This window comes from Paraburkholderia caledonica (assembly GCF_000383275.1).
Taxonomy (GTDB): domain Bacteria; phylum Pseudomonadota; class Gammaproteobacteria; order Burkholderiales; family Burkholderiaceae; genus Paraburkholderia; species Paraburkholderia caledonica.
Genome location: NZ_KB911034.1, coordinates 282,304 through 302,530 on the forward strand (window position 1 = coordinate 282,304; position 20,227 = coordinate 302,530).

Genomic DNA, 20,227 nt, shown 5'->3' on the forward strand with positions numbered 1-20,227 from the left:
CGCTGGCCGTGCCTGGTGAAGTGTGCCGCAGTGGCTCGCGGCAACCACGCAGTTACCACGCAGTTACCACGCCGTAACTGCGGGGCACGTTGCAGAAAATTCGGGGGCGGCGTTACGGTGTCGAAGTGCGGTATTCCGTCGAGATACAGGCGCGCTGCAATAACAACAAGAAAAACGACGAGAAAGCCTTGGGCCTGCTGGAACTGCACGCATGGCGTGCGGTCGAACGCGCTCAATAGCCGCTGCTCATATCATTCGTCATAAGCGGTGTGGCGTCGTCGGAGAGGAATACAACATGAACAAGGCTATCGAACTCGCGCTGTTTCTACACCTGCTCGCAGTCGCGATATGGATCGGCGGGATGGTCTTCGCGCATTTCTGCTTGCGCCCGGCAATTGCCGATCTTTCGCCGCAATTGCGTTTGCCGTTGTGGGAGTCGGTGTTTGGCCGCTTCTTCAACTGGGTTGCTGCTTCGGTGCTGGTCATTCTGCTGACGGGCGGCTTCCTGCTAATGCAATTCGGCGGCGGCCACGCCACGTGGCCGTTGCATGCAATGGCCGGCCTTGGCATCGTCATGATGCTGATTTTCGGACATATCCGCTTCGCGGTGTTTCCGCGCATTCGCCGTGCTGTGCAGGCGCAGAAGTGGCCTGACGGCGCACAGGCAGTCGGCACGATCCGGCGTCTGGTGCTGATCAATATCGTGCTTGGCGTGGTGACCGTCGGGTTCGCCGTGCTGTCGCGCGGGTTTTGACAGACGCTTGCCGGCTCGTTGAGCTGTCGATGCACGGTCGCTGACCTGACGCTGCACAGCGCCGGAGAATCTCCGGGCGCGCGGCTAAAGCAACGCGCCGTACGCGAGCCACAGTCCACATACGACCGCGACGGTACCGTACACCACGTACACGGGCACCTTCAGCTTCGCGAAACACATCGCCGAGAATAGCGCGGTAATCAGATAGACCGGTTGCAACGGCACGCGTCCGGCGATACGCAGCACGGCCACCGCAAGGAAGGCCGTGGTGACCGCGCGCAGAATCCGCATGCCGTGCTCGAATTGCTGGTTCATCTTCAATTGATGCAGGTGCTGCTGCGCCAGCACCACGAGGCATCCGGACGGCACGAACAACGCGAGCGTGGCGATGAGCGCGCCAGCCCACCCGTCGACGAGATAGCCGAAGAACGGCACGACATTCAGAAGCGGCCCCGGCGATAGCGGCGACAGTGAAAACGCCAGCGTGAAGTCGTTGTCGGATATGCCGATCGTCGGCGTGACGAACAGTGTCTTGAGCACCGGCAATGCGGAGAAACCGCCGCCGAACAGCGTCATGCCCGCGCCCGCGAGCCGCGGCCATAGCAGCGCGAGATCGTAGCGATGCGGCAGTGGTAGCGCGAACAGCAGCACGAACACGCACAGCATCGTGAGGATCTGCCAGTCGACGCGCGCGAACGACACGGCAAAGCGCGTGTCGCGCACGGGGCTGACCACCCAGCCCGCACCGAACGCCGCGCTTAGCATCAGCACATAAGCGGCAGGGCTGTGCGCATAGAAAAGCGCGATACAGCCGACGACCGCCGCGGTCCATTCGAGCTTACCGCGCACGAGCGCACGTGTCTGCTTGTACCAGGTGATGCCGATCAACGTGGCGAGTACGACGCTGAAGTGATTCAGCAGAGTCTGCGACGCGGCGGCGCGGACGATCGGCGTGCGATAGAAGATCGCGAAGAGCGTCATCAGCATGAAAAAGGGCAGCACGCTGGCAATGCCCGCGACCCATGCGCCGGCGCGTCCGCGCAGCGCGTGTCCGAGTTGCACGGCGGCGTTGCAGCCCACCGGCCCCGGGACCATCCACGCAAGCGCGATCAGATCGGAGAACGCGACCCGCGAGAGCCGTCCTTCACGTTCGACGTAGTGATTCTCGAGCTGGGCCATCAGCGCGAGGCCGCCCCATGACAATGCCGACAGGCCGAACACGACCCGAAACAGCGTCCATAGCGGTTCCCGTTCCCCTCGTCTTGCCGCATCGTGGCTTGTTATGGTCTGCATGGCGCCACGGCGCCCGCTGAGCGGGCGTCCGTCCTGTGGATCGTGTGGGTGTTGCGCGAGGCCGACCGGTCTGGCGGCACCGCGCGAGATTGCAATACAGCGAGAATGTAGCCCGTTTTGTGTGACTGCGGTATGGGCGGGCTTCTCGATTGCAGCATCGAAAGTCAAAGCCTTGCAACCGACGCCGTCGGCGCGACTGCCTAGCCGTTCGTGCTGGTGCTGGCGCTCGTATTCGTTTCCTGAACGGGATGCCGGCCCGTCATGCCGCACACGCCGAAACGTTCGAGCAGCGCCGGAATTGCGTCGACAGGAACCGGACGCGAAAACAGAAAACCTTGCGCCTCGATATGACCGAGCGCGGCGAGCCACGCAATCTGCTCTTCCGTTTCCGTTCCTTCGACAACCACTGTCAGCCCGAGCGAGCGCGCCAGATTGACGATCGCGGTGACCATCACGCAAACGCTGCGGTCGCCCGGAATGGCCTGAACGAACGACCGGTCCACCTTCAGCGTATCCACGGAAAAACGGTTCAGATACGACAGCGACGAATAGCCAGTGCCGAAGTCGTCGAGTGCGATCCGCACGCCAAGGCGCTTGAGCGCAAAGATCTTTTCGGAGACGAGTTCCGGATATTCCATCATCGCCGTTTCCGTGATTTCGAGTTCCAGGCGGCGTGCCGAAATGCCGCTTTCCTCGATCGCGTGCGACACCGTTTCGTACAGATCGCCGCGCCAGAACTGCACGGCCGAAATGTTCACCGCGAGCGACAGCGTGTCGTAGCCTTGCTGCTGCCACACGGCCAGTTGCCGGCACGCGGTCTCGATCACGAAGTCGCCGATCGGCACGATGAGGCCGGTGGACTCCGCGACCGGAATAAATTCGTTGGCCGGAATCAGACCGTGCTGCGGATGGTTCCAGCGCACCAGCGCCTCGAAGCCGGTGATGCAGCGGCGCGTGAGGTCGATTTTCGGCTGGTAGGCGAGAAACAGTTGCCCTTCGGCAAGCGCGACGCGCAACTGCTGTTCCCACTTCATCAGATGGTCGGCGCGATGCGACAGTTGCGGCGAATAGAACTGGTAGCAGTTCTTGCCCGCATCCTTCGCGCTGTACATCGCGAGGTCGGCCTTTTTCAACAGGTCGATCTCGCTCTCGTTGGCGACCGAGTAAAGCGCGATGCCGATGCTCGCATGCAGCACGAACGAACTGCCGCGCACCTCGAACGGTTTCGCGAAGGCTTCAGCTGCCGCTTCGGCGAGCGCGACCGCGCGCTTCTCGACGTCCTCGCCCTTGATGACGACGACGAACTCGTCGCCGCCGATGCGGCTTAGCGTGCCGTCGTCCGCGACCGCGGTGGAGAGCCGCGAGGCCGTCATTTGCAGCACGATGTCGCCGGCGTTGTGACCGAGCGTGTCGTTGACCGTCTTGAAGTTGTCGAGGTCGATAAACAGAATCGCGAGGCGGCCCAGGTTGGCCGGTTGCGCGACTTCGTGGCGCAGCGTCCGCAAGGTTGCATAGCGATTGCGCAAGCCGGTGAGCAGGTCGTATTCGACCAGATGCGTCATTTCGCGCTCGCGGCCGAGCAGCTTGCCGATCAGGCCGGTTGCCACGGCGAAGAAGCTCAGCATGGCGAGCGAGATGAACCCCGCCATCAGCAGATAGACGTTGCGCGTATGGTTGTAGTCGGCGAACTCCTCGGCTTGCGACAGACCGACCAGCACGCCGAGCGGATAACCGTCGATATGCCGGTACGACACGATGCGCGTGACGTTGTCGATCGAATCGACATAGGTGCCCGAGACGTGTTCCGACGTCGGATACGAGCCGCTCGCCGAGAACGAGCCGTTCGCATTCACGGCGCTGCCGGTGCGGCGGGCGAGCACCCTGCCGTTGTCGGAGATGACCGCGATCACGCCTTCGCGGCCGATCGCCGCGTTGTTGTAGAAGTCGCTCGTGAAATAGCTCGGGTCTTCGGATACCACGACGACACCCGCAAACGTGCCGTCCGGATGATTCAGGCGCCGCGTCATCTGCAACGTCCAGTGGCCCGACACGCGGCCGAGCACCGGCTTGCTGATATACAACTGGTCGTCGTTTTCGTGCTCGTGGACTTTGAAGTGTTCGCGGTCCGACAGATCGATGCGCTTGGGATTGAGCTCGGCCGTATTGGCGATCAACTGCCCGCGTTCATCGATCAGCGATACCTGCACGAGCGTCTCGCTTTGCACGACGCCTTTTTCAACCGTGCTGGCAAGATCGAAACGTCCCGGTGTCTTCTCGAACTCGTATTTGACGAACCGCGTGATCTGATCGACCTGGTGAATCGCCTTGATCGTATGCTGTTCGAGCGCTGCCGAGAGAATCGCGGCAGACGCCATGGCCTCGCGATAAGTGGCTTCTTTCTCGACGGAAAGACGCGCGAAGATCACGGTCCACAGAAGCACCAGCACCAGTACGCCGAGCGCGGGAATCGCGAACAGCGCACGCCGTCTGGACGCAGCTGGATCGCGGCGGCTTTTGGCTTCGCGCTGATCGGAGAAGCGGGTTTTGCTCATCAGGCGGCCCGTACCCGACTGGGGGCCGGTTGCGAACGCGCGAGGGTCGTCGGCGCTGTTTTCATGGATGGCTGCATGGTGACCAAGTTGCCGGAACTACTGCGCAAGAAAGGGCGTGGCCTGGCGCCTGATCGTTCGCACTTTGTCGAGTACGTTTCGATATTACTTAATGCCACTGGATTAAGGAAGGGTCCCGGCATCGGGTATACGCTGGCGCGGTCCGCGCCTGTATCGAGGCTGTTTTGCGGTCCGTCCGGGCTGCGGTTTTCCGCCTGGTTCCTTGGCGCGCTCCATAGTCCGCCGGTCCGCGAGTCGGAGCATGAGCGGGATAGAACGGCGTTGGAACTGGTATTCGGATGCTGCATCGAGGTTCGGCGTTCCGGCATGGCGGCTGTCACGTGCGTGGTCTTTTCGGGCGGTCTTTATGCGAATTGCATCGGCTCAGCACAGCGAGCGGCTTTTTGTGGCTAAACGTGGTTAAGCGTGGCGAATGGGGCAAGTTGCGTGCGTTTGCTTCTTCACTGCCTTGCAGGAGCCTTGCGATTGCTCCATTCAATGCGGTGAGATGTAAGCAAACGATGGGCCGGTCACGGCATCCGGAACGTACCGTCGACGACAGTCACCGAGGAGCCGCCGATCCACGTCTTGCTGTTCGTGTCGTCGTAGCGCACGAAGACCTGACCGGCGCGTCCGAGCGCGGTGCCCTGGCGCGCGGTGTAGCTCGCGCCCGGCCGTAGATTCTGCGCACTCAACAAACCGGCGAGCGCCGCATTGGCACTGCCCGTAACAGGGTCTTCGCCGACGCCGAACGCGCCGCCCGCCATCAGGCAGCGCACTTCGAACGTGGCAGGGCCGCCGGCCTCGTGCGGACCATAAACGGCGAGACCGTGCGTGCCGACCGATTGCACGATGCGCGCGAGCGCTGCGGCGTCGGGTTGCAGCGCGAGACAATCGCGCGCCGAATTCACGCGGACGACGAGCCACGGCGCGCCATTGTCGACGGCGCTCGGCGTAGCGCCGAAGTCTATCGCGTCGCTACGCAAAGCCGTAGACAGTGCGGCGTATTGCTGTTCCGGCAGCGGCGAAATTCGCGCAGGCGGTGCGGCGAAGGCCCACGCGCCATGCATGTCGCCGGAGTCCTCACGAACGGACTGCAATTCGACGAGCCCCACGCCGCACTGCTGAACGAGCTTGCCCGGCTGCTTCGGCTGATAGCCGCTTTCGAGCAGGGCGTGCGCGGTGCCGAGTGTCGGGTGACCGGCAAAGGGCAATTCCCCATGAGTCGTGAAAATGCGCACGCGATAGTCGGCGGCCGGATCCGTCGGCTTCAACAGGAAGGTTGTTTCGGACAGATTGGTCCAGTGCGCGATCGCCTGCATCTGCTCGGCGCTGAGCGTGTCGGCGTCGAATATGACAGCAAGCGGATTGCCTTTGAACGGCACCGACGTGAACACGTCGACCTGTTTGAAACGAACTGTGTTAGCGGGCATCGGGGGCGGTCCGGCGATTCCTGCGGTTGATAGGGTTCGCGGATTCTATCTGCTGCTGCGGGAACGGGCTACCTCGCCACAAATGCAAAACGCGCCGCGGGTGATCGACACCTCGCGACGCGTTCAATGCGACAGGCCGGACGAGCCGGCCTTGGATCGCGATGCGTTACTCGACTTCCGCGATCATTTCGATTTCGACGCATGCGCCGAGCGGAATCTGCGCGACGCCGAATGCCGAGCGTGCGTGCTTGCCGCGCTCGCCGAACACGTCGGCGACGAGTTCCGACGCACCGTTCGTGACGAGGTGCTGCTCGGTGAATTCGTGCGTGGAATTGACCAGACTCATCAGCTTGACGATGCGCGTGACGCGGTTGAGATCGCCCACATGCGCGTGCAGTGTGGCAAGCAGGTCAATGGCGATGGATCGCGCCGCGGCCTTGCCGTCTTCGGTGCTGAGCTCGGCGCCGAGCTTGCCCGCCCACACCTTGCCGTCCTTCTTCGCGATGTGGCCGGACAGGTACACCGTATTGCCGCTTTGCGCGCTCATCACATAGGCGGCCGCCGGCGCGCCGGCGTTGGGCAATTCGATGCCCAGTTCCTTCAGCTTGTCATAAACATTAGTTTGAGCCATGTTGTGTCCTCGGTCGGTAATGAGAGGTGGTTGCGGCGAACGGGCCGGCTAGTTTCAGAGCTTGGCGCGGACCAGCGTCGCGAGACGCGACACGCCTTCGTCGATCTTCACCGGCGGCACCGTGACGAACGACAGGCGCAATGTGTTGTGCTGCGCTTCGTTGGCGAAGAACGGACCGCCCGGCACGAACGCGACATTCTGTGCGACCGCTTCCTCGAGCAGCTTCATGCTGTCGATTTGCGCAGGCAGGCTCACCCAGATGAACATGCCGCCTTCCGGACGGTTCCACTGCACGCCTTCGGGCATGTAACGTTCGAGCGCGGCGAGCATTGCCGCGCACTGGTCGCGGTAAAGCTCGCGGATGGTCGGCACATGCGTGTCGAGAAAGCCGTCCTTGATCACTTCATGAACGATGCGCTGAGTAAAGCTCGGCGTATGCAGGTCGGTGGCCTGCTTGGCCTGCACGAGTTTGAAGATCAACTCTTCGGGCGCGATGATGTAGCCGACCCGCAGACCCGGCGCGAGCACCTTGGAGAAAGAACCCAGATGGACGATGTGGTCGGGCGCCATCGACAGCATGGTCGGCAGCGGTTCGCCCGCATAATCCAGCGCGCCGTAGGGATCGTCTTCGATTACCGGGAACGGCGCGGTCTTCGCGAATTCGGCGAGCGCGCGGCGGCGCTCGACCGGCAGGCGGCGGCCAGTCGGATTCTGGAAATTCGGTTGTGCGTACAACAGGCGGGCGCCGGCGGTGAGTTCGGGCGTGAGTCCTTCGGGAATCAGCCCTTGTTCGTCAGTCGGCACCTGGATGTAGTGCGGTTCGTACATGGAGAACGATTGCAGCGCGCCGAGGTAGGTCGGCGTTTCGACCAGTACGGGGCTTTGCGGACAGACCAGCACCTTGCCGAGCAGATCGAGCGCCTGCTGCGAGCCAGTGGTGATGAGCACTTGACTCGGGCGGATCTGCGCGCCGTTCACCGAGTAGCGCTTCGCGACCCACTCGCGCAGCGGCGCATAGCCTTCCGTTGCGCTGTACTGAAGCGCGGCGGCGGGCGAGTCGCGCAAAATGCGGTCGGACGCTTCGCGCATGCGTTCGGCCGGGAAGGTGGCCGGCGAGGGCAGGCCGCCCGCGAACGAAATGACTTCGGGCCGCTCCGTGACCTTCAGGATCTCGCGGATCGCCGAGCTGGTGAGCTTGCGTGCGCGTTCGGACAATTGCCACGTGGGGGCTTTCAAGTCGCTTTGGTCCATGGTCTCCTCTGCTGGTATCTCTGGAACCTGTCAAAACTTCGATTATCGCGCGAGTCGGCGACCCGCGCGCGCTGGCTATTTAAGGGTCCGTAGACCGTTGGGTGTTTCGAACTCGGCGGTGAGCGCGGCCGGGGCCGCTGCGTCGTCCGTCGGATGCAGCTTTATCAGATGCGCGGCGCCTAGCCACTGCAATTGCGCGGCCACCGTCCCGGCTTGCGGATGCTGGCCGTTCAGCGCTTTTAGTGCGATGCCGGTTTCCGGAAGTGACTCCGACGGATGCCGCGCCGTGTCCCACTGGATGAGCGAGGGCAGCACGCCGTCGCCGGCGCCTTGCCAGGAGGGAAACGCGCCGTCGTCCGCGATGGACAGCCCCCAGCTGAACTCGCCGCGCGTGAGAGGCACGATCGGCGGGATGCGCTGCGGGTACTGGGCCTGCCACGTCGGCAGATGCTTCGGGCGGTCGACGCGGACGACCCAATGCGACAGATACGGCCCGTTCTCGAGGCGCGCGTGCGTGGCGGGGTCGTCGAGCGCGAAGAGCCGCGCGCGCGGCGCGGCGGCGGCCGATTCCTGCGCGGCGTCGGCATGCGGATCGATTGCGATCACTTCCAGATACGCGCCGTCCCACAGGTTCAGCAGGCGGTTGTGAGTCCGCATCAACGGATGCGCACCGCCCCCGACGGGTGCCACGCCGAGAACGTCGGCGACGTATTGCGTACCCTCGTCGAGCGTGCGGGCGGAAACAACGAGATGATCGAGACGAAGCAAATGTGCGGTCATTGCGGATCGGGAAAACGGGTTTCACATCGGGCCGGACCCGCACCACGCGCAGCGTATGCGGGTGCCCGGGCACGTAAGCATAACCGGTCACGGGGCGACGACGACCTGCGAACGTGCGCTTGACGGGCGATCGACGTGCCCTTAAGGGGCGATCAACGTGCGGTGCGAGGTCTTTGCGGCGGCTTCACGGCAACTTTACGGCGACTGGCCGTGAGTCTGTCGGGGGGGGGCGCGTGCCGGTTAACTTGCCGGCTTGCCCTATCGGTTCGCTCGCCGCTGCAAAACGGCGCTCACGCATCCGATAGCCTGCTCGGCGGGATCGCCGCCAGGCTCGGTACTTCGACGACGCCGCGAATCCGGCCGGCGCGCTTCTTCTGTCTCAAATGTAGCGGCGACGACCTGCACAGTAACGGTACAATCGATTCGATACCGTTCGGTACAGTTGGAGTGCGTCTATGTCCGTCCCGCTTACACAAATTCCCGCCCCGCACGACACGGCGTCGCTGACGCTGGTCGAGCAACTCGTGCAATGGGCCCGCCGCCGCATCGAAGAGCGCGTGTTTCGCCCCGGCATGCGTATGCCGTCCATCCGCAAGCTGGCGCTCGACAAAGGCGTGTCGCGTTTCACGGTGGTCGAGGCGTACGAGCGGCTAGTCGCACAGGGTTACCTGGAGTCGCGGCGCGGCTCGGGTTTCTTCGTGCGCGAGCGTCTGGCGGGCGCGGCGGTTTCGGAAATGCGTCCGGTCACGCAGGCGCCTGCGCCGGCGACCATCGACGTGGTCTGGCTGCTGCGCAACATGCTGCATACCGGGGCGCGCCCGGAGCGCAGTCCGGGTCTCGGCTATCTGCCGGCGCGCTGGCTCGACGGCGAGTTGATCACCAACGCGCTGCGCACGCTGGGCCGGCAAAGCGGCGCGCAGATGCTGGGGATCGGCACGCCGCTCGGTTTTCTGCCGCTGCGCCAGCAATTGCAGACGCGGCTCGAGGAACTGGAGATTGGCGCGTCGCCCGAGCAGATCGTGATGGTGTCGGGCATCACGCAGGCGATCGACCTGATTTCGCGCATTTATGTGAAGGCGGGCGATTCGGTGATCGTCGGCGATCCGGCGTGGTTCCAGATGTTCGGGCGTTTCGCGTCGCAAGGCGCACGGCTTGTCGGCATGCCCTATACGCCGGACGGCCCGGATCTCGACGCGCTCGAATCGCTCGTGCAGACGTGGCGGCCCAAGATGCTGGTGATCAATTCGGTGCTGCAGAATCCGACCGGCACGTCGCTCACGGCCGCGCAGGCGTTCCGCATCTTGCGGCTTGCCGAGGCGTACGACTTCATCGTGGTCGAAGACGACATTTACGGCGATCTCTGCCCGCCGAGCTATGCGGGCACGCGTCTGGCAAGCCTCGATCAGCTCAAGCGCGTGATCTATCTGGGCAGTTTTTCAAAGACGCTCGCGCCGAATCTGCGCGTGGGTTTCATCGCGTGCGCGCCGGAAGTCGCGAAGGCGGTCAGCGATCAGAAAATGCTGGTCGGCATGACGAGCCCGGAATTGAACGAGCGGGTGCTGTACAAAATCCTCACCGAGGGTCACTACCGACGCCACGTCGAGCGGTTGCGCGCTCGGCTCGACGGGGTGCGCGAAAAATCCGTGCGGATGCTGGAAAAGACCGGCCTGAAGCTGTTCCTGACGCCCACGGCGGGAATGTTCGTATGGGCCGACACCGGAGTCGACGCCGACGGCCTCGCGGCCGCCGGCCACGAAGCCGGTTTTCTGCTGACGCCCGGCAGCCTTTTTTCGCCGCAGCAGTCGCCCACCACGTGGATGCGCTTCAACATTGCCAATTGCGGGGATCCGGAACTGGCGACGTTCCTCTGCCGTTACCTGGACGGCGTTGCGCGCCGCGCCTCTTGAAACGGCGCCGCATCGCCCTTATTTAGGCGGACGATCCGGCGGCACGGCACCGCACGTCGGCAACCCGGCCCCGTGCCACGCCTGACCCGAAGCGCATCTGCAACACCCGATTCGCAAAAACCGATTCGCAACAGAGAGGAAGTCCGACCATGGCACAAGAAACCATGAGCTTTCAGGCAGAAGTGAAACAGCTTCTGCAACTGATGATCCATTCGCTGTACAGCAACAAGGAAATCTTTTTGCGCGAGCTGATTTCCAATGCGTCCGACGCGGCCGACAAGCTGCGTTTCGAAGCAATTGAAAACAGCGGGTTGTACGAGAACGACCCGAATCTGCGCATTCGCGTGTCGTATGACAAGGACGCGCGCACCATCACGATCGACGATAACGGCATCGGCATGAGCCGTGACGAAGCTATCGCGAACCTCGGGACGATCGCGCGCTCGGGCACCAAGGAATTCTTCGGCAAGCTGTCGGGCGATCAGCAGAAAGACGCTGCGCTGATCGGGCAGTTCGGCGTGGGCTTCTACTCGGGCTTCATCGTCGCGGACAAGATCACGGTCGAGACGCGCCGCGCCGGATTGCCGGCGTCGGAAGGCGTGCGCTGGGAAAGCGCCGGCGAGGGCGATTTCGCCGTTGAGCAGATCGAGCGCGCCGCGCGCGGCACGACCATCACGCTGCATCTGCGTGCAGACGAAGACGAACTGCTGTCGTCACATCGGCTCAAGTCGATCATTCAGCGGTATTCCGATCACGTCGCGCTGCCCATTCTGATGAAGAAGGAAGAGTGGGACGCGGAAAAGAGCGCGATGGTCACGAAAGACGAGGACGAGACCGTCAATCAGGCCAGCGCGCTGTGGACCCGTGCGAAGAACGACATCACCGAAGAGCAGTACAAGCAGTTTTATCAGCATCTGTCGCACGATCATCAGGATCCGCTTACGTGGACGCATAACCGCGTCGAAGGCCGGAGCGAATACACGCAGTTGCTGTACGTGCCGAGCCACGCGCCGTTCGACCTGTGGAACCGCGATCATCGCGGCGGACTGAAGCTGTACGTGAAGCGCGTGTTCATCATGGACGACGCCGAGCAACTGCTGCCCGCGTACCTGCGTTTCGTCAAGGGTGTGGTCGATTCGAGCGATCTGCCGCTTAACGTCTCGCGTGAGATCCTGCAGGAAAGCCGCGACGTCAAGGCGATCCGCGAGGGCGTGACCAAGCGCGCGCTGTCGATGCTGGAAGATCTGGCCAACTCGGATAACGACGCCGACAAGGAGAAGTACGCCGGCTTCTGGAAGGAGTTCGGCCAGGTGCTGAAGGAAGGCATCGGCGAAGATTTTGCGAATCGCGAGCGTATTGCCAAGCTCGTGCGCTTTGCGTCCACGCATACGGAAACGCCGGAGCAGAACGTGTCGCTCGCCGATTACGTCGCGCGCATGAAGCCGGAGCAAAGCAAGATTTACTACGTGACCGCCGACACCTGGCAGGCCGCGACGCACAGCCCGCATCTCGAAGTGTTCCGCAAGAAGGGTGTGGAAGTGCTGCTGCTGACCGACCGTGTGGACGAATGGATGCTGTCGTTCCTGAACGAATTCGACGGCAAGCCGCTGCAGAGCGTGGCGCGCGGCGATCTGGATCTGGGCGCGCTGAACGACGAGGAAAAAGAGGCGCAGGAAAAGGTGAGCGAGGAGCTCAAGCCGCTCGTCGACAAAATGAAGGAAGCGCTGAAGGACAAGGCAAAAGACGTGCGCCTCACGTTCCGCCTGACCGATTCGCCCTCGTGCCTCGTTGCCGACGACGGCGAGATGAGCGGTTACCTGCAGCGCATGCTGAAGGCCGCAGGGCAGCAGGCGCCTTCGTTCCATCCGATTCTGGAAGTGAATCCGGAGCACGCACTGGTCAAGGGCTTGCATGCCGATAGCGCGAACTTCGACGACTGGTGCCACCTGCTGTTCGACCAGGCTTTGCTGGCCGAGGGCGGCGCGCTTGAAGATCCGGCGAGCTTCGTGAAGCGTACGAACGCGTTGTTGCTTGCGCGCGCGAACTGAGCCTGATCGCTTAGCGTTGAACCGACGTTCAACGTAGTGAAAGAAAAAATGCGCTGCTTCGGCAGCGCATTTTTTTTGCCGCGCGCTTTGTGGTGTTATGGACCGACCGAGAGAAATCCGGATCGGTCACTGCGTGTGCATTAATGGGCGAATGTTAGCCCGTGCAGGTGACGCACTTGCGCAAGCACGCTCCCGGCCAGCTCCTTCGCCTCGAAACTGGAATGATGATCGCCGAGCACCTGCGCCGCGAGGCTGCCGATTGCCGCGCTCGTCTGTTTAGCAGTGTGGTGTTGCGCGAGCGCGGAGCCGGCTAGCTCTTTCTCGATATGGGTAGCGCCCTGACGAGCCAATACGACCGACGCAAGATGCGCGATACGGTCAGAAGTTTCCTTTACGTTTGTAGTACTCAAGCTGACTCCCTGCTGCTAGTTATAGATTTGCTCGGCGCCTTAGGTTTGTTTCGACGTCGTGCAAAATTAATTATGGTTAACTAACTAAAACTAATCAACGACCATAAATTGAGATTAGTTTATGAGACACAGGGCACGGCATTATCTTGACCGTCGCGCTTCGAAACTGGGCGGCTCGAAGATCGGGCACGTTCTTCGAGCCACTTTTTGTACAAGCCGTGCGCGTGGAATCTCTTTTGCGATTGAAGCGCCTGCGCGTTGCGGCACTTTCTGAGTTTTCATGTCCGATTCCGCTTTGGCCGCTCCGGCGGCACTGATCAATGTCACAACGCCTCTCGAGACGGTTCATCTTCTTTGGTCGGTTCTGCGCGAGGAGGGCCACCACGCGGCAGTGCTGCGTGCGGCCGAACTGGCCGCCGCTGGCGTGACATGGCAGTTGCATGCCGATCTGCACGCGAGCGCGGGGCGTTTCGCAGAGGCGTATCACAGCGCATCGCAGGCACAAGCTGAAGCCGGCGGCGCGCGCCATGCTCGCCTTGCGCTGTTCGCCGACGCGCTCGCCCGCGCCGAGGTCGCGCGGCATCACAGCGAGATCGCGGTCGCCGCGCAGCCGCTTGCCACCACGCTCGAATGGATCGTCTGGCTCATCAACGGGTGTGGCGCGCATTCCGCGGCGGCGCATATGTTGCGCGCCTATCGGCAGCGAGCGCCGCACGACGCGCGCGCGCCGTGGTGGCTGGCTATTTCGCTCGGTGCGGCGGGTGGGGCGGGCGGGGCCAGCGGTCCGGGCGCGCGCGAGGAGCGGCGTGCCGCGCTCGCGAGCGCATATTCGCTCGATCCGGCCATCGATCCGGCGTTGCCGTTGCAGTTCGTGCTGGCATTGCGCGAGGTGCGCGACTGGACTGCGGTCGGGCACGTGTGCCGCGAGGCGCTGGCGCGCAATCCCGCAGACGCGGAAATGGCGTGGCAGCTCAGTCACGCGCAATGGCAGTGCAACGACGCCGCGGCGGCCGAGGCGACCATGCGCGCCGCGAATGCTGCGTCGCCAGGCAATGCCGACGTGCTCGCCGCGATTGGCTTCTATCTATGCGAACAGGCGCGCTACGAGGATAGTGCCGCGATGTTGCGCGAAGCACTCGCGGTCAATCCGCACGCGGTGACGCCGGCAGTCGATCTTGCAGACCTGGATCTGCGGCACGGCGCATGGGCAAGCGGCTGGAAGCGTTTCGAGGCACGCCTCGCACGCGACGACCGCGAGCCGAACAATATCGTTTCGGTTATGGCTCGCCTGTGTCCGCGCTGGCAAGGGGAGGCGCTCGCCGGCAAGACGCTTGTCGTGCACAGCGAACTGGGCAACGGCGACGACATTCACATGGTGCGCTATGTCCCGCAACTTGCCGCCCGCGTGCGTCAGGAAGGCGGCAGGCTCGTGCTCTGCGTGCGCAAGTCGTTGCACGCGCTGCTCACGCGTTTTTACGCGGACTGCGTGTCCATCGAAGACGGCCCGCTCGGCGCGCCGGATTACAGCCTGCCCATCATGAGCTTGCCGCTTGTGCTGGACCTGCAGCCGGAGCAGGTCCGGGGCGATGCGTATCTTCACGCAGATCCGGACAAGGTGAGCGCGTGGCGTGAGCAGCTACGCAGACAGGCGCCGCAGGCGAGACTGCATGTTGGGCTCGTGTGGGCGGGAAGCCCTACGCATCGTCGCGACGAAAAGCGTTCGATTGCGCGGGCAACGCTTGAACCGTTGCTGTCGCTTGCAGATGTCATCTTCTATTCGCTTACACCAGGACGTGCGGCCGACGTCGCGGTGCTGACCGCGCAGGGTTACAGCGTGTGCGACATGACGGCGCAATACCATGCCGGCTTTGACGACGTTGCCGCCCATCTCGGTGCGCTCGACGCGCTAATCACGGTCGACAGTGCACCGTTGCATCTTGGCGGCGCGCTAGGGCGGCCGGTGTTGGCGATGCTCGACCACGTGTCGCACTGGGCGTGGGGCAACGAGGAAGCGCAACCCTGGTACGACTCGGTGGAGCTCTTCAGGCAGCCGCAGCCGGGGCACTGGGCCCCCGTCATCGAGCGTGTGACGGCGCGCCTGCAAGCGCTGATGGCGACCGGCGCGAGCAGCGTGGAATCGAGCCACGCAGCGCATCCGGCAGTAATCGGCTGATGACAACTGACACGGGTGATTCGGGTTTATCACGCAGCGAGGCCCTGCCAGCCGACCTAGATGCAGATTCAGACGCAGACGCACTGCATCAACTCGGGCTTGCACACTTTCGCGACGGCGCGCTCGAGCGTGCCTGCGAGCTGCTGGATCAAGCGCTAAACCTCGCGCCCGACCGTGCTGATATCTGGGAGCATCGCGGGCTGCTTGCGGCACTGGGCGGCAATCGGATCGCGGCCGAGGCGTTCTACCATCGCGCGCTGAACTTAAGTGGTGGGAGTGCCAGCATTCATCGGAATCTTGCTGATTGCCTCAAGCTCTCCGCGCGACTCGCCGAGGCGCGCCAACACTATCAGACCGCGGTCCGCTTCGAGCCCACATTGCACCATGCAGTTCGCGCGCTCGCGCAGATCTGCACGGAACAGGAGCAGCACGCCGACGCAGCGAACTATTGGGCGCGAGCATGGGCGCTCGACTCCGCGAACATTGCAGATGCGTTCATGCTGATCGCGGCTTTGTCGAAGGCCCAGCGCGATGCCGAGATCGGCGATCTGTTGCCGGCCCTGCGCGTACGCTGCAGTTCCGACGCGGCAGCTCTGCAGCAACTTGCATTCACTCTGAACAGCGCGCATCGTTTTGCGGACGCGGTCAGCGTCACGAGGCAGGGAATCAGCGTTGAACCGAACAACGCCTGGCTGCATCACAACGCGTCGTTTGCGCTCAATATGCTCGGCGACTTCGAGCACATGCAGATGCATACCGCCGAGGCCGCCCGGCTCATGCCGGACAACCCGTCGATGCAGTTCAACCTCGCGGCATCACAGCTCCGCGCGGGCGATTTCGAACGAGGCTGGAAGCAATACCGGTGGCATGACGCGCTACCGGAAAATCACGATCTGGTTCGCCCGGATTTCCCGGAGTGGCAAGGCGAGCGCGTGCTCGGTTGCCGTTTCCTGCTGATCGGCGAACAGGGCCTTGGCGATCAGATCCAGTTTCTGCGTATGGCCGACTGGCTGCATCGGCGTGGCGCGCAAGTGGACGTCTGGGTCGAAGAGCCGCTTGGCGATGTGGCGCGCCATGCGGCGGGCGTGCATGCGGCATGGACCACAGCGCCGCCCGGCCCGTACGACTACTGGTGCCGCATGTTGAGCATGCCTGCGCATATGAAACTCGACTTGCCGATGTTGCCGCTTGCCACGACTTATGTGCAGGCACAGCCTGCAGCGGTGCAGCGCTGGCGTGACCGCATGGACGCACTCGGTCCTGTCGCGGGGCAAGGGCCGTTCACGAAGCGCGTCGGGATCGTTTGGGCGGGCAATCCCGCATATGCGCTCGACCGCTATCGGTCCATTGGGCTTCAGCAATGGCGGCCGTTTCTGAAGCAGCCGGGCGTGCGTTGGTTCTCGCTGCAAAAAGGAGAGGCGCAGTACGACGCGGCGGCTTTATCCGAGGGGATCGACATGCATGATCTCGGACCGGAGATTCACGACTTCATGGATACGCTGGCGATCATTCAGTCGCTCGATCTGGTCGTTACCGTAGACACTGCGGTCGCGCATCTTGCCGGCGCCTGCGGCACGCCGGTGTGGGTACTGGTGCCCACCTTTACAGACTGGCGTTGGATGGCCGAACGCGCCGATAGTCCGTGGTATCCGTCAATGCGTCTTTTCAGACAGCGTGAGTTGAATCAATGGGAAGCGGTGCTCGCTGAGGTCGCGCAGGCGCTGCAGGAGTACGTCGGCAGCTGAATCGGTAGGTGAATCTGCAGGTGAGTCGGCAGATGAGCCGGGCGCGCGCGGCGCAGCCGGCCCTGGGTGTGACTAGCGTAATCCGCCTGAAGAGGCTGGTGCCTACTTCTTGCCCATCAACGTTTCCATGGTTTCGCCACGCACGACGATCTCAGTGCGGCGATTGAGCGCGCGTCCTTCGGGCGTGTCGTTGCTTGCAACCGGATTGTTGTACGCGTTGCCCTTGGTGCGGATGCGCTCCATCGTCACGCCGCGCGCCACGAGCGCGTAACCCACGGCGGTCGCGCGCGCTTCCGAGAGTTGCTGGTTGTAGTCGAGCGTGCCGACATTGTCCGTGTAGCCTTCGACGATGACCGGCTTCTTGCTGCGCTTGAGCAGCACCGCGGACCGGTCGACCACCGCGCTCGCATCGCCGCGCACTTCCGATTTGTTGAAATCGAACAGCGCTTTCTCGGGCAGCTTCACGGCGACGCCATCCGCGACCGGTGCAACCTCGATGCCCACGGCCTTGTTCAACGACGTCTCAGTATCGCGGTTCAACGGCGCGGCGCAGCCAGCCATCAGCAGCACCGACATTGCGCAGGCGCTCATGCTCAGAATTTTCTTCATGTTTGCTCTCTCGTTCGTTTGCACATCGGATGGCGCGCCCGTCGACAGCAGGCGAATCGCCGGTTCGTAAAGCACGGAGGTTTTATCGTGGGTCGCGGCGTTGGAGAATCGGACCTTTCCGAAATCGGCGACCCGATTGGGCATTTCGATACCGATGCGGCAGTGCGGCCGGATCGTCGGAAAAGACGCGTGCGGGCCGGGCAATCGTCCGACAGTCGCGCCGTTATAATCCGAACCCATGCCTATCCGTTTCGATGCTGCCGACGCGCACTGGCGCGTCGCTCCCTCACCTGGCCTCGGCGCCGCGCAGAAAGACTGGTTGACCCGTGGCGGTTCGCTGACCGCGCATCTGCGCGCGCTCGGCGCAGTCGCGGTGCGTGTCACACGTGAAGGCGTGGCGTTGGCCTGGGCCGACGAGCATGCCGCGTTGGGTCTGCCCGCGCGCGCGCCAGTGTGGGTGCGCGAGGTCGTCTTGTCGGTCGATGCCGTGCCCTTCGTCGCCGCGCACAGTGTTGCGCCTCTGACCGCGAGCGTCGGCGTATGGCAAGCCACGCGACGCCTGCGCACGCGGCCGCTTGCCGAACTGCTGTATAGCGATAGCAGCGTCGCGCGCTCAGCGCTGGTCAGCCGCCGCGTGACCGCGCGGCATCCGCTGTACCGGCTGGCGGCGCGTGAAGTCGGCGGGATGCCGCCGCACGCACTGTCGGCGCGCCGCTCGGTGTTCGAGCGGCATGGCGAGCCGCTGATGGTCACCGAATGTTTCCTGCCGGCCCTGTGGACGCATCTCGCGTCATTAGCGAATGTAGGCGGCTCTCGCCGCTCACTCGCTCCCTCCGTCGACTCCACGCCCGCGGGTCACCCGCGCATGCGCGAACATGGCCGGCCGATCGAGCACACGGCATCGCGCGCGCATCCCGTGTCGCATGCGGCCAGCGAACGGAGCAGACAATGCTGATCGGCTTTCCTCCGGTTGTCGCCGCCGACACACATACGCTGATTCTCGGCAGCTTTCCCGGCGAGGCGTCGCTCGCCGCGACCCAGTACTACGCGCATCCGCGCAACCAGTTCTGGCGTCTGCTCGGCGCCGTGCTCGACGACCCGCTCGCAGAACTCGCCTACGAAGAGCGGCTGCGGCGGGTGCTTTCTCACGGGATCGGTGTGTGGGACGTGCTCGCCGCGTGCCATCGCGAGGGCAGTCTCGATGCGGCCATTCGCAACGCGCAGCCGAACGACTTTGCGTCGCTGCGCGAACACGCGCCGAAGCTGCGCAAGGTCTGTTTCAACGGCAAGACGGCGGGCCGCTTCGCGCCGGTGATCGGCGAGGCGGGCTACACGACCCTCGTATTGCCTTCGTCCAGTCCGGCCAATGCTATGCTCTCGTTCGATCAAAAATTGCGCCTGTGGCGCGACATCCTGACATGACGAAACTCATCAAGCGCGCTTCGGCTGAAGCGCGTGCATTCCGCAACCGCAATGCCGACGGTGCGGGCAAACGCGAGGTGGCGCGCAACAAGAAAAAGTCATCGCACGACGACGATCTGCACGACGCGCCGCAAATCGAAACGCCGCGCAAGCCGCGTTTTGCGCCCGTCACGTTTTCAGAAGAAGGCGGCGTGCGTTATCTGCATTTCGGCACGGAATGGGTGCAAGGCGCGATGCGTCTGCGCAAGCCGGACCACATCGAACTCGAATACGCTCAGCAAATGATGGCGTGGCTGCTGTTCATCGAAACGCCTAGGCGCATCGTCCAGCTCGGCCTCGGCGCGGCTGCGCTCACCAAGTTCGCACATCGCTTCCTGAAGCGCGCCAAAGTCGAGGCGGTCGAAGTAAACCCGGCAGTGGTCATCGCCGCTCGCGCAATGTTCGAGTTGCCGCCGGACGACGCACGCCTCACCGTGCATGAGACGGACGCGTGGGACTTCGTCAACGACCGCGCGAACCACGGCACGATCGGCGCATTGCAGATCGACATTTACGATGCAACGGCGCGCGGCCCGGTGCTCGACAGCGTCGGCTTCTACCGTGCGGCTCGCGCGTGTCTGAGCGATGCGGGCGTCGCAACGGTCAATCTGTTCGGCGATCACCCGAGCTTCGTGCGCAACATGAAGCGTCTGAACGAAGCGTTCGACGGTCGCGTCGTCGCGCTGCCGGAAGTGCACGACGGCAACCGCATCGCGATTGCGTTTTCCGGCCCCGCGCTCGACGTGCCGTTCACGGCGCTGCAAACACGCGCGAAGCTGATCGAAGCGGAACTCGGCTTGCCCGCCCGCAAATGGATCAAGGGTCTGCAGGAGTCGACCGGACAGACGGGCGCGTCGTTCGTCATCTGATCGCATAGCGCCGCAAGGGGCCGGGCCATAACGGACCGGCCTCACCCTGACGAGCGTCGCATCCGCGCGACGGAATTCAGATCTGCTATCTATCCGGCATTGCGCCGAAAATCCGCTGTTTTCTGCTCCACACGCGAACGCGCCGAGGCCTCAAGATCCGCGCTGCGCGTGGGTCCTGACCAGGTTCTCGCCAAGGCACTTCTCCCGCCCGACATCCGCTGAAACACCGTCCTGTCGGCTCTTGCGGCAGTGTC

16 protein-coding genes are annotated in these 20,227 nt (G+C 63.4%); 8 read left to right on the forward strand and 8 right to left on the reverse strand.

The features are described 5' to 3' along the window. The first annotated feature begins 295 nt into the window (after positions 1-295). The gene (locus H281_RS0101365; protein WP_020065296.1) at positions 296-754 is read left to right on the forward strand and encodes a CopD family protein; all 459 of its coding nucleotides are present in this window, start codon (positions 296-298) and stop codon (positions 752-754) included. An 84-nt stretch (positions 755-838) separates the two neighbouring features. On the opposite strand, the gene H281_RS0101370 is transcribed toward H281_RS0101365, so the two are convergent. From H281_RS0101370 to H281_RS0101395, 6 genes are all read right to left on the reverse strand, one after another. Beyond that, positions 839-2,047, reverse strand: coding sequence for a chromate transporter (locus H281_RS0101370; protein ID WP_027804198.1), 1,209 nt, complete (start codon positions 2,045-2,047; stop codon positions 839-841). 200 nt (positions 2,048-2,247) lie between these two features. Further along, positions 2,248-4,599: a bifunctional diguanylate cyclase/phosphodiesterase gene (locus H281_RS0101375; RefSeq protein ID WP_020065298.1), complete on the reverse strand. Its 2,352-nt coding sequence runs from the start codon at positions 4,597-4,599 to the stop codon at positions 2,248-2,250. A gap of 587 nt (positions 4,600-5,186) precedes the next feature. After that, on the reverse strand, positions 5,187-6,089 hold the full coding sequence (locus H281_RS0101380) for a PhzF family phenazine biosynthesis protein (protein WP_020065299.1): 903 nt from the start codon (positions 6,087-6,089) through the stop codon (positions 5,187-5,189). 166 nt (positions 6,090-6,255) lie between these two features. Next, positions 6,256-6,720 (reverse strand): RidA family protein, encoded by a 465-nt coding sequence (locus H281_RS0101385; RefSeq protein ID WP_020065300.1) that lies wholly within the window; start codon positions 6,718-6,720, stop codon positions 6,256-6,258. Between the two features lie 54 nt (positions 6,721-6,774). Then, entirely contained in the window at positions 6,775-7,971 is a 1,197-nt protein-coding gene (locus H281_RS0101390; RefSeq protein WP_020065301.1) for an aminotransferase-like domain-containing protein, read from the reverse strand. Between the two features lie 75 nt (positions 7,972-8,046). Next, a complete protein-coding gene (locus H281_RS0101395; RefSeq protein WP_020065302.1) occupies positions 8,047-8,751 on the reverse strand; it encodes a VOC family protein in 705 nt (234 codons plus the stop codon). 455 nt (positions 8,752-9,206) lie between these two features. Here H281_RS0101395 and H281_RS0101400 point away from each other — a divergent pair, with 455 nt between their 5' ends. Beyond that, positions 9,207-10,658, forward strand: coding sequence for an aminotransferase-like domain-containing protein (locus H281_RS0101400; RefSeq protein ID WP_020065303.1), 1,452 nt, complete (start codon positions 9,207-9,209; stop codon positions 10,656-10,658). Between the two features lie 149 nt (positions 10,659-10,807). Then, a complete protein-coding gene (htpG, locus tag H281_RS0101405; RefSeq protein ID WP_020065304.1) occupies positions 10,808-12,706 on the forward strand; it encodes a molecular chaperone HtpG in 1,899 nt (632 codons plus the stop codon). 140 nt (positions 12,707-12,846) lie between these two features. Here htpG and H281_RS0101410 read toward each other — a convergent pair whose 3' ends face one another. Then, positions 12,847-13,116 (reverse strand): hypothetical protein, encoded by a 270-nt coding sequence (locus H281_RS0101410; RefSeq protein WP_020065305.1) that lies wholly within the window; start codon positions 13,114-13,116, stop codon positions 12,847-12,849. Between the two features lie 280 nt (positions 13,117-13,396). Between H281_RS0101410 and H281_RS0101415 the strand changes: the two genes are divergently transcribed. Both H281_RS0101415 and H281_RS0101420 read left to right on the forward strand, forming a co-directional pair. Then, on the forward strand, positions 13,397-15,289 hold the full coding sequence (locus tag H281_RS0101415; RefSeq protein WP_020065306.1) for a tetratricopeptide repeat protein: 1,893 nt from the start codon (positions 13,397-13,399) through the stop codon (positions 15,287-15,289). After that, positions 15,289-17,034 carry a hypothetical protein gene (locus H281_RS0101420; RefSeq protein ID WP_020065307.1) on the forward strand — a complete coding sequence of 582 codons (1,746 nt, stop codon included), beginning with the start codon at positions 15,289-15,291 and terminating at the stop codon, positions 17,032-17,034. Before H281_RS0101415 ends, H281_RS0101420 begins: the two co-directional genes overlap by 1 nt. A 102-nt stretch (positions 17,035-17,136) precedes the next feature. On the opposite strand, the gene H281_RS0101425 is transcribed toward H281_RS0101420, so the two are convergent. Next, entirely contained in the window at positions 17,137-17,643 is a 507-nt protein-coding gene (locus H281_RS0101425; RefSeq protein ID WP_027804200.1) for an OmpA family protein, read from the reverse strand. 238 nt (positions 17,644-17,881) lie between these two features. On the opposite strand from H281_RS0101425, the gene H281_RS0101430 reads away from it, so the two are divergent. From H281_RS0101430 to H281_RS0101440, 3 genes are read left to right on the forward strand one after another with little or no spacing between them, the layout of a single operon-like run. Next, entirely contained in the window at positions 17,882-18,598 is a 717-nt protein-coding gene (locus H281_RS0101430; RefSeq protein WP_020065309.1) for a chorismate--pyruvate lyase family protein, read from the forward strand. Further along, the gene (locus tag H281_RS0101435) at positions 18,592-19,065 is read left to right on the forward strand and encodes a DNA-deoxyinosine glycosylase (RefSeq protein ID WP_020065310.1); all 474 of its coding nucleotides are present in this window, start codon (positions 18,592-18,594) and stop codon (positions 19,063-19,065) included. The genes H281_RS0101430 and H281_RS0101435 overlap by 7 nt, the downstream gene beginning before the upstream one ends. After that, on the forward strand, positions 19,062-19,973 hold the full coding sequence (locus H281_RS0101440; RefSeq protein ID WP_020065311.1) for a class I SAM-dependent methyltransferase: 912 nt from the start codon (positions 19,062-19,064) through the stop codon (positions 19,971-19,973). Before H281_RS0101435 ends, H281_RS0101440 begins: the two co-directional genes overlap by 4 nt. The last annotated feature ends 254 nt before the right edge of the window (positions 19,974-20,227 follow it).

Bases quoted from the DNA above. Each gene is read 5' to 3' on its own strand.
- H281_RS0101365 (WP_020065296.1), top strand. From the start codon at position 296: ATGAACAAGGCTATCGAACTCGCGCTGTTTCTACACCTGCTCGCAGTC.
- H281_RS0101370 (WP_027804198.1), bottom strand. From the start codon at position 2,047: ATGCAGACCATAACAAGCCACGATGCGGCAAGACGAGGGGAACGGGAA.
- H281_RS0101375 (WP_020065298.1), bottom strand. From the start codon at position 4,599: ATGAGCAAAACCCGCTTCTCCGATCAGCGCGAAGCCAAAAGCCGCCGC.
- H281_RS0101380 (WP_020065299.1), bottom strand. From the start codon at position 6,089: ATGCCCGCTAACACAGTTCGTTTCAAACAGGTCGACGTGTTCACGTCG.
- H281_RS0101385 (WP_020065300.1), bottom strand. From the start codon at position 6,720: ATGGCTCAAACTAATGTTTATGACAAGCTGAAGGAACTGGGCATCGAA.
- H281_RS0101390 (WP_020065301.1), bottom strand. From the start codon at position 7,971: ATGGACCAAAGCGACTTGAAAGCCCCCACGTGGCAATTGTCCGAACGC.
- H281_RS0101395 (WP_020065302.1), bottom strand. From the start codon at position 8,751: ATGACCGCACATTTGCTTCGTCTCGATCATCTCGTTGTTTCCGCCCGC.
- H281_RS0101400 (WP_020065303.1), top strand. From the start codon at position 9,207: ATGTCCGTCCCGCTTACACAAATTCCCGCCCCGCACGACACGGCGTCG.
- htpG (WP_020065304.1), top strand. From the start codon at position 10,808: ATGGCACAAGAAACCATGAGCTTTCAGGCAGAAGTGAAACAGCTTCTG.
- H281_RS0101415 (WP_020065306.1), top strand. From the start codon at position 13,397: ATGTCCGATTCCGCTTTGGCCGCTCCGGCGGCACTGATCAATGTCACA.
- H281_RS0101420 (WP_020065307.1), top strand. From the start codon at position 15,289: ATGACAACTGACACGGGTGATTCGGGTTTATCACGCAGCGAGGCCCTG.
- H281_RS0101425 (WP_027804200.1), bottom strand. From the start codon at position 17,643: ATGAAGAAAATTCTGAGCATGAGCGCCTGCGCAATGTCGGTGCTGCTG.
- H281_RS0101430 (WP_020065309.1), top strand. From the start codon at position 17,882: ATGCCTATCCGTTTCGATGCTGCCGACGCGCACTGGCGCGTCGCTCCC.
- H281_RS0101435 (WP_020065310.1), top strand. From the start codon at position 18,592: ATGCTGATCGGCTTTCCTCCGGTTGTCGCCGCCGACACACATACGCTG.
- H281_RS0101440 (WP_020065311.1), top strand. From the start codon at position 19,062: ATGACGAAACTCATCAAGCGCGCTTCGGCTGAAGCGCGTGCATTCCGC.